Here is a 13541-nt window from a genome sequence, read left to right as displayed (position 1 = left end):
CGGGTTACCAGTGGGCAGGCGACTACGGCAGTGCAATCCTTTCGACGGAAGCCGCATATTTGGAAGCGCTCGAAAAGGCTGCGGGTTCGTATGTTCCGCCTCCGCCGCCGGCCGCACTTTGCGGGAGCGACACCTGCAAAACATACATCGATGGCGTGAATTTCGTGGACATCAAGGGTGCCAAGGAATCGACGAATACGGGCTTTGTGGGCGAGGGCTACGCGAATGTGGATAACGAAACGGGTAGCCACGTGACTTACGGCGTAACCGCGGCGAAGGCTGGCGAATACGATTTGACAATCCGCTTCGCAAATGGTGGCTCGGGCGCTCGCGGCTACGACATATACGTGGGCGACGTGCTTGTTGTTCAAGGTGTGAGCATGGGCTCTACGGGTGGCTGGACCACTTGGGAGGCGCAAACCGTTAAGGTGCCGCTCGAAAAGGGCTACAGCGAGCTCAAGCTCACGAGTACGGGTAGCGACGGCATGGCGAACATCGATTACATCGGCTGGATGAACGAAGACCTTTATGCGGGTGAAAAAGAACTCGGCGGAAATGGCAATACGGAATTTATTAGAGGCCGCGCTGTGCGTCCGGCAGGAATGGCGACAGACCGCTACTATGTAGATTTCGGTCGCGGCGGTGGCGCAAGCGCAGGCGTTTACCTGAAAAAAGCGAACGGCAAAATCTTCCGCGTGAACGGTTCGAGGTGACGAACGTCATTGCGAGCCGCAGGTGAAGCAATCCGTATACGAGGTTTTATGTTGAATAGTGTTACATCAAAAATCTATCTACTTGCGACTTTAGGTCTCGCTATTTCCGCATCCGCTATTGAAAAAAAGAAGATTGATTTCGTGCTTGGTGTCGATGGCGACTTCAAGGCGGCCATTGCGGCGGCAAACGCTTCGGGAGCATCTGCGAACAATCGCTTCGTCCTTTTTGTTCCCGATGGCGAATACGAAATCACGAAACTCACGGGCGATGAACACGGCAAGACGACTTTTTCGGCATCGAATGTCTCTATTGTCGGGCAATCGGTAGATAAGACGATTATTTGGAACACGACGGATACCGAAGGTATCAGTACCACGGCAACACTCTATTTCCCAAAGAACAACAACATGTACATGCAGGATATCACCCTGCAGAATAGGAGCTCGGTCAGTTCGGAGAATGCAGCACGCCAGGTGGCCCTGCAGCAGAACGAAGGTGACAAGTTTATCTACAAGAATGTGCGGCTTTTAAGTGGGCAAGACACCTATTACACCAAGAAGGGCCGCACCTACTGGGAAGGTGGCGAAATTGACGGAACGGTCGACTTTATCTGCGGTGGCGGCGACGTGTTCTTCGAAGGCACCAAGCTTGTGGTGACGCGGAAGGGTGGCTACATTACGGCTTCCCAGAATCCGGGAGACTGGGGCTACGTATTCAATAACGCGACCATCTCGGTGAACAACAGCAGTTTCAACGGAACATTCTATTTGGGGCGTTCCTGGGGGCACGCAAAGGTGGTATTCCTAAATACGAAGATGATTGCGCAACCCACGGGCGAAGGCTGGGGCCCCGATATGAATTCGGCCCCGCAGGTCTTTGGCGAATACAACAGCAAGGACGGCAACGGAAACGCTGTAAACACGAGCAAACGCAAGACCTATTTTAATGGCGGCAAGGACGCTTCGTCGGCGACTACGCTCAAGACGGTGTGGAACGCAAGCGATGCTGCCAAGTACACGCTCCAAAACGTGATGAAGGGTAGCGACAACTGGGATCCGACCAAGTTGACAGCTCAGGTAAACGCCCCGAAAATTGCGCAGGAAGGTGCCGAAATCGTCTGGGCCGACGACGATAACGCCCGCGCCTGGGTCATCTTTGTGAATGGCAAGTACAAGGCGAACGTGATTACGCCGAGTTTCTCGCTCGAGGGTGTTGCCACGGGTTCCAAGATTACGGTGCGTGCCGCGAACAGCATGGGCGGCCTCGGAGCCTATTCGAACGAGGTCGCGACGGTCGATGCGAACGCCACTTACTATAAGGTGACACTTGGCGACGCCATCGGCGGCAAGGTCACGACAAACCTCAGCAGCGACAAGGTCTTGGAAGGAAAGACAGCTACCTTTACCGCAGAACCGAACGAAGGCTGGACCTTTGCGGGCTGGAGCGGCAAGAGCGCCGCCAGCATTGACGCCAGTGTTGCCAAGGTCGAAATCGTTGCGGCGAGTGACATCGAACTCATTCCGAGCTTTACCGCTAAGGGTACTACCGTGTTCCAGGTGGAAGACGGAATCATTACGAATGCCGCTGCCGAAAGCAACAACGCGGGCTTTAACGGAGCTGCTTTTGTGAACTTTGCAGCCGGCGATTTGAGCATGATACAGGTCCCCGTATATGCTGATGTCGCGGGCGAGTACCAGGTCGTGATTCGCTATGCGAACGGGAGCGGCAATGCACGTAGCCTGGCGGCCGCGGCCCCGGGCGTGTGCACCGCCGGCATTGACGGCTGCAAGAGTGCCGAGACGCTTTCGTTTGCGGCGACAGAAAGTTGGACAACCTGGGATACCTTGTCAATTGCGGCAATGTTCCCCGCCGGGGCAAGCTACTTCACCTTTGCAACTATTGCCGGCAACGACGGTCCGAACCTCGATCAATTGGAACTGGTTTTGATCAAGGCCGACGCAACGACTGCGATTCGCGGGCTTGCAATGCCGAGCCAACCTCTCGCTTCGACAACTCGCGTACGCCTGTTTACCTTGACGGGACAGCTGATTCGCGAATCCGCGGGCTCGACCGTAAGCACCGAAAATTTGGCGCCGGGCGTGTACTTGCTACAGCGCGGCAACGGCCCCCTACTCCGCCAGCAAATCATCCGCGTGAAGTAGCGGGCGTTGCGGGGCGGCGTCTGAGCCCCGCTCGATGGGGTAGTGAACAACGAAGTGTGAACGAGGGGCAGACCTGCCCCTTTTTTATTCATGCCAAAACAAGTTTTGTCGCGACGCTCGGTTTACGCATTTGTCCTACTTCCTACTATTTACTATATTGCTCCCTGTATGTTAGGCATTGAGCAGAAAAAAGGAAACGACGAGAATTTGTGCGGGCGCATGATTGCCTATGCCAAGATTTTGCCGCCCCCCGATGAACGCGATAGCGGCACCCCCTTCGACGACATGATCAAGAACGGGCTTTTGGCCCTGGAAGGTGACTTTCGCATGTTCTCGCCACGCGTACCTAGCAAGAAAGCGATTGACCGCGCGGTTGATGACAAAATCAACGACATGCTCGAATCCATGGAAGCCGACGGCGTTGAACTTCCGCCCGAAATGGATGTCGAAACCATGCGCGAACGTCTCCATGAACTTTCGAGCATGGAAGTAATTCCGATTCCTGCAAAAATTGGCAACTTTACCTGCGAAGAAGATATTCTGAAAGAGGACGCGGACATCTACTACATTGGCGAGTTTATCGGTGCAGGGCAAGCTCATTTCTGCCTTACGACACTTCCGATATACTACCAGGCACGTTTCCGCGAACAAGCTCGCAAAAAGGAAATGGAATTTCTGAACGATGCGCTATCGCAGCTTGAATCCGGAGAATTCGTTGACACGGACGACCTTCAGAAGGATTCCGAAGACCTTTTCCCGAAGGGGGTCACCTTGAATACCTTCATGGGCGATCTCGGCAACCTCCTCAACACGCGCGTGATACCCTTTCTGCTGGCGCTCGAAAGCGAAGAAAAGTATAGCGAGCAGATCAAGCAGTTCTATGAATTCATGAAAGGCTACCCGGTGCAAGCCGATGTCAAGCTGATCGACTTGGCGCTTCGCGACCTGCGCCATAATTCGGAATCGACAATGGCCCGCAAGCTGTTAGAACTCGGCTGCAAGAAAATTGACGCCATCTATAACGAAAACCCGCAGAAAGCCCATGAAATCGGCTTGGAAATAGCCAAATTCGCAAAAGAATAACACGACGATAGGGAGCAAAAATGCTTAAGCTTTTTTCATGGAGAACCGCCCTGGCAATCGGCCTGCTTTCAGCAAGTATCTCCGCCCAGGTCAATCTCGTCGTCCACAAGGAAGTCCTCCCCAACGGCCTCACGGTGCTTCTGCACCCCAACAAACAGGCCCCTACGGTGAGTTGCCGCCTATTCTACGTGACCGGGTCAGTGCACGAGGTTCCGGGAAAATCCGGCCTCGCCCACATACTGGAACATGAACTCTTTAAGGGCACCAAGAAGGTGGGCATTACCGACAGCATTGCCGACGAACGCTTCATGGCAATACAGGACAGTTTGCAGGCCCTAATCCGCCCCGCAAAGCTGGCGGGCGACACCGCAAAGGTGAACAAGCTGACCGCCGAACACGATTCCATCGTCAATGAGCACCGCAAGATTTTCGTAAAGGACGAACTCTGGAGCGCCTACCAGTCCGCCGGCGGCACAGGCCTGAACGCATTCACCTCCGACCTGATGACGGCCTACATCGTTACGCTCCCCAAAGACAAAATCGAACTCTTCATGTGGCTCGAAGCCGACCGCATGCAGAATGCCGTGCTACGCGAATTCTACTCCGAACGCATGGTCGTGCGCGAAGAACGTCGCATGCGCTACGACGACAAGCCTACGGGTCGATTCTACGAAACGCTTAACTCCATGATCTACGAGGCGTTCCCGTATCGCGTGCCGACCATCGGCTGGTCTTCGGACATCATGAATCTCACGCGCGAAATGGCCGATGAACATTATCACAAGTATTACAAGCCACGCAACGCCATTCTCGTGCTGGCAGGGGACCTAGACACGACCTCTACAATGGACATGGTGAAAAAATATTTCGGTCCGATTCCTGCCGGAGAAGCCTTCCCGCCGCTTACCATCGAAGACCCGGAACAGGCTGGAGAAAAGCGACTCACCGTAAAGCGCTCCGACGCTCCCAACCTTTATACGCTATCCTTCAAGACACCCGAAGTAGGCAACAAAATTCTTTATCCGCTCGACATCGCCGAAGGCGTGCTGAATGGACGATCTGGAAGGCTGTATAAACGTCTGGTACAGGACGAAAAACTCGCCGTCAGCGCAAGCGCAAGCAACAGCCCGAACAAGTACATTTCCGAATTCAATATCAGCGTGAGCATGCGTCCCGATGCCGATCCCGCAAAAGTCGAAAAGATCGTGTGGGAAGAATTGGAACGCCTTAAGACCGAAACCGTTTCGGAACGCGATTTTCAGAAGGTGAAGAATCACGCTTACGCAGGCCTGGTTCGCAGCCTGACCGACATGGAAAATGTGGCGACCATGCTTGCCTGGTACGAAATGTACGGCGACTACCGCATTTTCCTCAACTGGGCCGACGAACTGAACAAGGTGACCGCCGCCGAAGTGCAGGACGCAGCTCAAAAAACATTTATTCGCGAAAAGAGCGTTGTCGGCTTCTTGCTGAAAAAGTAATCCCTTTAATGCGAGCCCGTATGGGCGAAACAATCCATTAAACTTTATTCGGATCGTACGGATCGATGTGTACAAGCGCATCGACCACGTTTTCACCAGCATCAATCAGTCTACGTTCCACTTCTTCGGACAAATCGTGAGCGGCCAAGAGCGTCATGTCGGCAGGGACAACCACATGCAAATCCACATGCAGGTCACTCCCCACATAACGCGTACGGAACCCGTGAATGCTGATTACATTCGGACAAGCAAGAGCGATGTTGCGTAACTTCTGGGAGACCTCCTCGCTTGCACCTTCGTCGGCTACGCGGTGAATTCCCGGCCAGGCAATTTCAAAGCCCGAATGCAGAATGAATACCGAAACGATGATCGCGCCCACGGAGTCTGCAAACCAGAGCGTCGGGAAAAGAATCCCGAACAAGACCGCGATCAAAACAGGAATAGAACTGTAGGCATCGCTCCTATGGTGCCATGCGTTTGCCTCGACGGCCTCGCTACGGATGGCACGGCCTTTCGTCCGCGTGTAGCGAAAAAGAGCCTCTTTCACGACAATTGAAACCGCCGCCATGACAGCTGCAATCCATTCGGGGTGCGACTGATTTCCATTTACAAGGGCCACAACGGCATTATAGCCGAGCCCAAGACCCACGGCGCAAACCGCTAGTCCGATTCCGACCGAAATCAGCGTCTCGAATCGCCTGTGCCCATACGGGTGCTCCGCATCGGGCGGTGCATTCCAGAACCGCGAGCCAGCGATAATTGCAATATCCGTAACAAAATCAGAAGCGCTGTGTATGGCATCGGCAATAAGTGCTTGGGATCCGCCAAAGTAACCCGCAAAAAACTTGCCTACCGACAAGACCACGTTCCAACCAAGCCCCACCCAGGTAACGCGGCGAATCTCGGAACTGTCATCTTTCTTAGCAATACGAGTCATAGATAGTAGGAAGTCGGCGGTAGGAAGTAAGCAGCGGTTAGTGATTAATGCTGCATAATATAAAAAATTGGGAATAAACACTTGTAAATAGGCAACCTTTTGTCGTGTGTGCACATCTAATTATTCGAAAATTGAACGGGACTTTCTATTTTTTGACAGCGTTTATGAAAAAGCTTCTGAAAATCTTCATCATTGTCGTAATTCTTGGCGCCATCGCTTATGGCGTCAAGACATTCTTTTTTTCGGAAAGCGCAGAAAATGCCGCGGGGCCCTTAGTAAGCGCAAAGGTCACACAGACAACTATCGCTACCACCATTTCGGCGACGGGCACACTCAAACCCGTCGACCAGGTGGAAGTCGGCACGCAGGTTTCGGGCGACATCGCAAAGATCTTCGTCGATTTCAATTCCAAGGTCAAGAAAGGACAGGTAATCGCCGAACTGGACAAGTCCAAGCTCAAGGCAACACTGACTCAAGCCGAAATTGCCTACCGCAGCGCCGAAACGGACTACAAGTACAAGGAATCGACCTACAACCGCGTCAAGAAACTTTCCGAAAGCAATTCTGCAAGCGCCGTGGAACTCGAGACCGCCGAATACAACATGAACTCAGCCGCACTTGCCGTAGAACGCAGTAAGAACGAAGTGGCACAGGCTCGTCTCAACCTGAGTTACGCAACCATCAAGAGCCCAATCAACGGTATCGTACTTTCTCGCAATGTCGAAGTCGGACAAACCGTGGCCGCTTCCATGAGCACACCGACCCTCTTTATAATCGCCAAGGACCTAAGCCAGATGAAAGTGATGGCCGATATCGACGAGGCGGATATAGGTCAGGTAAAGCAAGGCCAGCGCGTCACATTTACTGTAGACGCCTTCCAGAACGAGACCTTTAACGGATCCGTGCAGGAAGTTCGCCTTAATCCGACCACCGCAAGTAATGTCGTCACGTACACCGTTGTAATTACCGCCGAGAATCCGGACCAAAAACTGCTCCCCGGCATGACGGCCACATGCACCATCGTGACACAAGAAATCAAGGATGCAATCGCCATTCCCGTTAAAGCGCTCAAGTTCACTCCGGCTGACGGAACACCGATGGCAGACCCCAAGGGTATTCAGGCTCCTCCCGCAGGAATGGATCCACCTTCCGGCGTTCCGGGAAAGTTCGGGCCGCCCAAGTCCTTCAAGAAACGTGCCGACGGCAAGAAACCGAGCGGCAGCCTCGTATGGATAAACATCAATGGAAAAGCCGCCCCACGCCATGTCAAGACGGGCATCAGTGACGGCGTAAACATCCAGATTCTGAAAGGACTCGATGCCGGCGATTCCGTGGTCGTGAGTCAGGAGAGTACGAAGGCTAAAGCCGAGAAATCGGAAACGTGCAGCCCCTTCATGCCTGGGCCTCCGGGAAAACGGAAAAAATAGAGCAGCCTAGGAGCGTGCAAGCACACTCCACCATTCGCCGCTTACTCGTTCTAATTTGACAGTATAGCCAGCTTCTTCGAACCAGCGAAGAATATATTCCTTTTCCGTTTCGAGCTGTCCAGAAATGACTAGTTCACCGCCTTGCGCAAGCAAGTCCTCAATATCATCGCGAAGCGGCCACAACTCGCTGCGGATCATGTTGCAGAGAATAACATCAAACTTGGTGCCATCCTTAAAAGCATCCAGGAACCCCAACACGCAGTCAGATTCCTTGAAGCCATTGCGATCAAAGTTTTCGGCAATGCAGGGAATGGTCAACGGATCAATCTCCGTTCCCACGGCAAGGCGGGCTCCCAGACGGCGGGCGTACATGGCAAGGATGCCGGTACCCGTACCGATATCGAGCACCGACTTTCCCTTAAAGTCAATGGATTCCATAAGAGTCGCACAACTGCTCGTCGTATCGTGTTCACCGGTACCAAAGGCAGTCTTTGCTTCGAGCTCCAGTACGACGGCCTGCGGATCGTCGGGAGTAAATTCCACCCAGGGGGGACGAACCCACAGATGCGGACTCACGGCTACCGGCTGCGCACGATCGCGCCACCACTTGTCCCAATCCTTTGCAGGTTCTTCGGTTACCACGAAATGATACTGCGGAAATTCGTTCACGATACGGTCGCGTTCAGCCTTGTCCCCCGTATAAAAACAGAAGTCCGTGCGTCCCTCTTCCTTAGGATCCAGTTCTTCGAGAGTCGCCACACCTGCCTCGAAAAGCAGATAGCTGGCAAGTTCATAATCTTCTTCGGGGCAATGCCCTTCGGCCTTGTACCATGTATCAATTTTCTGCATATATAAAATTTAAAAAAGAGAGAGGTTCGGGGCGCGCGGACCGAACCTCTCACCAAGCGTAAACACCAAAAATCGCTTGGCCCCAATCATAAGCTTTTATAAAAAGATACACCCAAAAACAGCGTTCAACGGATTTTTTTCAGGATTCGATGCTCTAAGATGGAACATTACATGTTCCCCCCCCTCAAAAAAGCGTTTTCTACGTATATTTTGCGTCAAATGAACTCGTTCAAGCCCCTTTTCATACACCAGTACCCCGACTGGACCCGTTTCCGCTATAACGCCCAAAAAGTCATGGACGCACTCGGACAAACTCGTCTACTCGAAGGAAAGCTTGTCGGAGTCGCCGATTTCGTCAGCAATCCGGATACGGAAAAACGGATGCTCGCCCACGACATCGCCTCGAGTTTCGCCATAGACGACATCCCGCTCAACGAAGATGCCGTCAAATCCGAAATAGAAAAAAGAAACGGAGCCAGCGACGATATTCGCAATCTTGTCGGCGCACTGCAGAACGCCAGACTCCCGCTAACCACCGACAGACTCTTCGCATGGCATGCCGCCCTGGGCCAGAACAAGGTAAGAAGTTTCCGTAACAGCGAAAGCACCGTCGGCACCTTTACCGGAGTGTCACCGAGCCGTATTCCCTACGAGATGGAAAAGTTCATTTCCTGGTTCGAGACTTCGTCCCAGGATGGAGTCATCAAGGCAGCCATCGCCCATTTCTGGTTTTTGACAATACGACCTTTCGACGACGGGAACGGACGGATCGCAAGGGCCCTGAGCGCCATGCTTCTAGCCCGTAGCGAAAACACCACCCGGTGCCAATACGCCCTCAACGCTCAGATACTGAGGACACGCGATGCCTATTTCGAGACCCTCGCCAAGGCACAGGCCGGCAACGGAGACCTCACAGAATGGATTCTCTGGTTCCTGGAGGCGCTGCGCGAATCCATCTCTGCAAGCGAACGAGAAATTGCGGGCACCCTGAGCAAAGCTCAGTTCCTACAGAAAAACCTGCAACAGGAAATGTCAAGCCGCCAAAAGAAAATTGTGGAAGCGGCCTTCGACGGTAGCATTCCCGCCATTTTCTCGGTAAAGGAGGTTGCCTCCTTTACGGGCACAAGCCACGATTCAGCCCTGCGCGACATCCAGGACCTTATCGCCAAGGGAATCGTCCGCGCAGAAAGCAAGGGCGGCCGCAGCCAAAGATACAGTCTTGCGTGAACCACCGCAAAAACCTATATTTGGCAACATGCCTACTAAAAAGCCCAAAGTTTTCGTTGTCCACCTAGGATGTGCCAAGAACCAGGTCGATGCAGAGAACCTGGTCGGCGAAATGCTGCACGCAGGCTTTACCACCTGCGACACTGCCGCCAAGGCGGACTACATTCTGGTGAACACTTGCGGATTCATCGAAGCCGCCAAGGAAGAATCCATCAACGCGATTCTCGCACAAATTAACGGCAAGAAACCCAAACAGAAACTGATTGTGTCGGGCTGCCTTTCGGGCCGCTACGGCGACGAACTCATCAAGGAGCTTCCCGAAGTCGATTACTGGGTTGGCACCTACAAGCCGGGCGAACTTTTACAGAAAATGGGGATCGTGGCCCCCGCCACCTGCGATGCAGAAAACCTCACGCGCATGAACTTGGGCGGATTCAAGCACCATGCCTACCTGAAAATAGCCGAAGGCTGCAATCGTCGTTGCGCCTACTGTGCCATTCCGCTAATCCGTGGCAAGCAAGTGTCGCGCAGCATCGAAGACATTGTTGCCGAAGCCAAGGAACTTGAAGCACAAGGCGTTCAGGAAATCACGCTCATCGCTCAGGATACGACTTACTTTGGTCGCGAAAAGGGCAAGAAGGGCGGCACGCTCGCCCAGCTTTTACGCGCGATTCTTGACAACACGAGCATCCCGTGGATCCGTACGCTTTACTGGTACCCGATGTTCGTGGACGACGAACTGCTGGACCTGATGGCAAGCGAACCGCGCCTGGTGAAGTACGTGGACATGCCCATACAGCATGCAAGCGACAACGTACTCAAGAACATGAAGAGGAACTACCGCAAGAAGGAACTTGTCGATATTCTGCACAAGATTCGCGAGCGCATTCCGGGAGTTACGCTCCGCACCACGGTGCTCGTCGGGTTCCCCGGCGAAACGCACGAAGACTTTGAAGAACTGATGGAACTTCTGGAAGACATCCAGTTCGACCATCTGGGCGGTTTCGTGTTCAGTCCCGAAGAAGGCACGCCCGTAATGGAAATGGACTTGCCCGCTGTCGATGAAAGTGAAGCCCGTGCAAGGCTCGACGCCGTAAACGATTTGCAAGAAGAACTCGATGCGGAACATGCCGAAGCTATGATCGGAAAGAAGGTCCGCATCATCATTGACCAGGTAGCCGAAGAAAGCGAATATCATTTCTACGGACGCACCGAAGGCAATTCCATGGAAAACGACGACATCGTGAAGGTGCTCGAAGGCGATGCCGACGTGGGCGAATTCCGCGATGCACTCGTGGTGGACGCCGAGCCGCACGAACTAATTGTTAAGCTGCTTTAATTTACTATCTTTGACTCGCTCGCCCTTGTAGCTCAGTTGGATAGAGTGTCAGCCTCCGAAGTTGAAGGTCATGCGTTCGAATCGCATCAAGGGTATAAACAATAGGACTCCTCTTTATGGGGAGTCCTATTGTTTCTTTATCTTGATGAGAACGGAACGTTCGACAACCCTGTAAGGCGAGTGAAGCGGGCAAGCTTGCTTGCCCATTTCCGAGCCGATGGGTTTGCCCACAAACCAAAGGTTTGTGGGCAATCGCATCAAGGGTATAAAAAAGGCGCCTCAATGAGGCGCCCTTTTCAATATCAATATAAGTCTTAGCGACCAGCAACGCCAGAGCGAGCTCTAGCCTTCTCACGTTCACGACGACGCTTTTCGGTATCGTCCGGGAAGAGTTCCGGCAGAGCGTAACCGATCGCGATACCGAACACGATACCCGTCTTGCTCATGCCCTTGGATTCGATAACCTTGGAAGTCCATTCGCCATCCTGCCACATGCCATCGAGTTCCTTCTTGCGGAAGCTCGGGTTGTCGGTAGATTCGTCGTAGGTATTCGGGGTCGTCGCCAGCTTGGGTGCATAGTACATACCGATAGAGAACTGCAGGTAGTACCATTCGTTCGTCAAGTAGGTAATGAGAGCGTCAAACTGGAAACCGTTGACCTTGATGAGCGGGCGAACATTATCTTCAGGAATAATGTCGTGGTCAAAATAGACCGTACCATAGGAAACGGACAGACCCAAGTGGAGCGGGTTCTTGGGGAAGAGGTAATAGTTTATACCGACCTTGTAACCCGTACCGCCTTCAAGTTCCCATTCGTCGAAGTCGTTGTCGGTACCCTTAGGCAAGAAACCAAAGGATCCGAATACAGCCACGTGGAAAGGCAGGATATATTCGATACCAGCTCCGAGACCCATACCCATACCGGTTTCACCCATGATCGGGTAGCGGGAACCCATACCCAGCTGGAAGATCAGACGGTTGCGAAGCCAGTCACGGCGGCGGAGCGAGTTTGCATATTCGTCCTGACGCTGTTCCTCTTCGAACTTCTGGCGTTCCGCCATTTCACGACGCTGGGCAGAAGACATGCTTTCACCTGAAAAATCCTCTTCCTCATCTTCCGACGTGGCCATGGTCGCATGAGGAGCAGCGGCATCGCCGGCAGAAATGAAACCATCATCATCACCATCTTGCTCTGCAGCAGCAGCGGAAGGGGCCGAAACAAAACCTTCGTCATCGTCATCAAAGTCGTCTTGAGCCCAAGACATGAAGGTGGCCAGACAGAGAGTCAACAATACTTTTTTAAACATTCAAAGCCTCAGATTATAACAATCGCATTTGCGAATATAACTTTTAAGCACGCATTTTGCAAAAGCTCATGTGTAAAAATTACAAAATATGCCCTATTTTTCGCCTTTTGACTCGATCCAAACCCTAAAAACTCCTATTCAACCTTCAAAAGTTTCGCTTTTATACTCCCAAGGGCAATTTCGCACTCCATGAGCACCGGAATGCGGCGATCGTCGTCGGTAAGCCAGATAAAGATACGCCCCTTGGAGTTGAAGATTCCGTCGCCGTCGAGCACGGGTTCCACCTTGATGCAGGGAACCTTCCCGAGTACGCTCTCGATTGTCTCCTTGCCATGGACCAGCACCTTAAGCTCATAACGCTTCTTGCCGCTCACCGCTGAAAAACGGGAAGTTTCCCCCACCTTGAGCGGGAGCGTACGCACCAGGTAGAACGCAGACATGATGCTGTGTTCCATGCCCTGGATGGCGACCGCCGTATCGGCGGAGCGCTTGGTCTTGCGGGTCTTCATATCGGTAAAGACCGTATCCGAAAGCCAAGCCTTCTCGCCCTTGCGGTCAAAACGGATGACAGACGTGTTGTGGAACGTACCCTCGTGGAGTCGCTTGCGGAAGACTTCGGTCATGAGGCCCTTGTTGCGCACGCGGGTGTACACCGTATCATTGACCGGATAGATTCGATTGATAGTCTTGTTGCCCGTCGCATGCGTCAGGAACTCCGTCTTGCCGTCTGCAATCGGCTTGACCTCGAGAGTCGCAGAACCTGCGGTAATGAACCCCCAACCAAGGCTGAAGGTCAGCTTTTCGCCCTTCATCCACGGGGCGTTGACCTCAGGAAGGTTCGGCTCACCGGCGAAACACGCCGCCACGAGGAACGCCGCTAACAAGACAAAAATACGTACGGAACAAAAGCGCATAAACGGATATGTGATGTGTAATGAGTGATGTGAAATGTGTGATTATTCATCACTCATCTCACATTTCACATTCCACATTGAATTAGCCTTCAATGTCTCCG

At 53.0% G+C, this 13541-nt stretch carries 11 protein-coding genes and 1 tRNA gene; 8 read left to right on the top strand and 4 right to left on the bottom strand.

The window, feature by feature from the left end; translation table 11 throughout:
- The 4 genes from Q0628_RS04065 to Q0628_RS04050 all read left to right on the top strand — a co-directional run.
- Nucleotides 1-713 (top strand): carbohydrate-binding protein (locus Q0628_RS04065; RefSeq protein WP_298768403.1); only part of this gene is annotated, 713 nt, incomplete at its 5' end.
- Nucleotides 714-761: 48 nt separating this feature from the next.
- A complete protein-coding gene (locus Q0628_RS04060; protein WP_298768401.1) occupies nucleotides 762-2876 on the top strand; it encodes a pectinesterase family protein in 2115 nt (704 codons plus the stop codon).
- 168 nt (nucleotides 2877-3044) lie between these two features.
- Nucleotides 3045-3959 carry a hypothetical protein gene (locus Q0628_RS04055; protein ID WP_298768399.1) on the top strand — a complete coding sequence of 305 codons (915 nt, stop codon included), beginning with the start codon at nucleotides 3045-3047 and terminating at the stop codon, nucleotides 3957-3959.
- A 20-nt stretch (nucleotides 3960-3979) separates the two neighbouring features.
- Complete coding sequence (locus Q0628_RS04050) at nucleotides 3980-5440, top strand: pitrilysin family protein (RefSeq protein ID WP_298768397.1); 1461 nt, start codon at nucleotides 3980-3982, stop codon at nucleotides 5438-5440.
- A 37-nt stretch (nucleotides 5441-5477) separates the two neighbouring features.
- Here the strand turns inward: Q0628_RS04050 and Q0628_RS04045 are convergent, their stop codons facing one another.
- Entirely contained in the window at nucleotides 5478-6377 is a 900-nt protein-coding gene (locus Q0628_RS04045) for a cation diffusion facilitator family transporter (RefSeq protein WP_298768394.1), read from the bottom strand.
- A gap of 164 nt (nucleotides 6378-6541) precedes the next feature.
- On the opposite strand from Q0628_RS04045, the gene Q0628_RS04040 reads away from it, so the two are divergent.
- Entirely contained in the window at nucleotides 6542-7804 is a 1263-nt protein-coding gene (locus tag Q0628_RS04040; protein ID WP_298768392.1) for an efflux RND transporter periplasmic adaptor subunit, read from the top strand.
- Between the two features lie 6 nt (nucleotides 7805-7810).
- On the opposite strand, the gene Q0628_RS04035 is transcribed toward Q0628_RS04040, so the two are convergent.
- On the bottom strand, nucleotides 7811-8653 hold the full coding sequence (locus Q0628_RS04035; protein ID WP_298768390.1) for a 50S ribosomal protein L11 methyltransferase: 843 nt from the start codon (nucleotides 8651-8653) through the stop codon (nucleotides 7811-7813).
- A 219-nt stretch (nucleotides 8654-8872) separates the two neighbouring features.
- Between Q0628_RS04035 and Q0628_RS04030 the strand changes: the two genes are divergently transcribed.
- The 3 genes from Q0628_RS04030 to Q0628_RS04020 all read left to right on the top strand — a co-directional run bounded on the left by Q0628_RS04030 (nucleotide 8873) and on the right by Q0628_RS04020 (nucleotide 11314).
- Nucleotides 8873-9880 carry a Fic family protein gene (locus Q0628_RS04030; RefSeq protein ID WP_298768388.1) on the top strand — a complete coding sequence of 336 codons (1008 nt, stop codon included), beginning with the start codon at nucleotides 8873-8875 and terminating at the stop codon, nucleotides 9878-9880.
- A gap of 28 nt (nucleotides 9881-9908) precedes the next feature.
- Nucleotides 9909-11219: a 30S ribosomal protein S12 methylthiotransferase RimO gene (gene rimO, locus Q0628_RS04025; protein WP_298768386.1), complete on the top strand. Its 1311-nt coding sequence runs from the start codon at nucleotides 9909-9911 to the stop codon at nucleotides 11217-11219.
- 21 nt (nucleotides 11220-11240) lie between these two features.
- Nucleotides 11241-11314: transfer RNA gene (locus Q0628_RS04020), tRNA-Arg, on the top strand.
- Nucleotides 11315-11533: 219 nt separating this feature from the next.
- On the opposite strand, the gene Q0628_RS04015 is transcribed toward Q0628_RS04020, so the two are convergent.
- Together Q0628_RS04015 and Q0628_RS04010 are read right to left on the bottom strand one after the other, a co-directional pair.
- Complete coding sequence (locus Q0628_RS04015; RefSeq protein WP_298768384.1) at nucleotides 11534-12526, bottom strand: hypothetical protein; 993 nt, start codon at nucleotides 12524-12526, stop codon at nucleotides 11534-11536.
- A gap of 134 nt (nucleotides 12527-12660) precedes the next feature.
- Nucleotides 12661-13440 (bottom strand): DUF3108 domain-containing protein, encoded by a 780-nt coding sequence (locus Q0628_RS04010; RefSeq protein ID WP_298768382.1) that lies wholly within the window; start codon nucleotides 13438-13440, stop codon nucleotides 12661-12663.
- Between the last annotated feature and the right edge of the window lie 101 nt (nucleotides 13441-13541).

The sequence above is a fragment of the uncultured Fibrobacter sp. genome (assembly GCF_937877005.1).
Lineage (GTDB): Bacteria > Fibrobacterota > Fibrobacteria > Fibrobacterales > Fibrobacteraceae > Fibrobacter.
This window is presented reverse-complemented; position numbering and strand designations above follow the sequence as displayed.

Bases quoted from the DNA above. Each gene is read 5' to 3' on its own strand.
- Q0628_RS04060 (WP_298768401.1), top strand. From the start codon at position 762: ATGTTGAATAGTGTTACATCAAAAATCTATCTACTTGCGACTTTAGGT.
- Q0628_RS04055 (WP_298768399.1), top strand. From the start codon at position 3,045: ATGTTAGGCATTGAGCAGAAAAAAGGAAACGACGAGAATTTGTGCGGG.
- Q0628_RS04050 (WP_298768397.1), top strand. From the start codon at position 3,980: ATGCTTAAGCTTTTTTCATGGAGAACCGCCCTGGCAATCGGCCTGCTT.
- Q0628_RS04045 (WP_298768394.1), bottom strand. From the start codon at position 6,377: ATGACTCGTATTGCTAAGAAAGATGACAGTTCCGAGATTCGCCGCGTT.
- Q0628_RS04040 (WP_298768392.1), top strand. From the start codon at position 6,542: ATGAAAAAGCTTCTGAAAATCTTCATCATTGTCGTAATTCTTGGCGCC.
- Q0628_RS04035 (WP_298768390.1), bottom strand. From the start codon at position 8,653: ATGCAGAAAATTGATACATGGTACAAGGCCGAAGGGCATTGCCCCGAA.
- Q0628_RS04030 (WP_298768388.1), top strand. From the start codon at position 8,873: ATGAACTCGTTCAAGCCCCTTTTCATACACCAGTACCCCGACTGGACC.
- rimO (WP_298768386.1), top strand. From the start codon at position 9,909: ATGCCTACTAAAAAGCCCAAAGTTTTCGTTGTCCACCTAGGATGTGCC.
- Q0628_RS04015 (WP_298768384.1), bottom strand. From the start codon at position 12,526: ATGTTTAAAAAAGTATTGTTGACTCTCTGTCTGGCCACCTTCATGTCT.
- Q0628_RS04010 (WP_298768382.1), bottom strand. From the start codon at position 13,440: ATGCGCTTTTGTTCCGTACGTATTTTTGTCTTGTTAGCGGCGTTCCTC.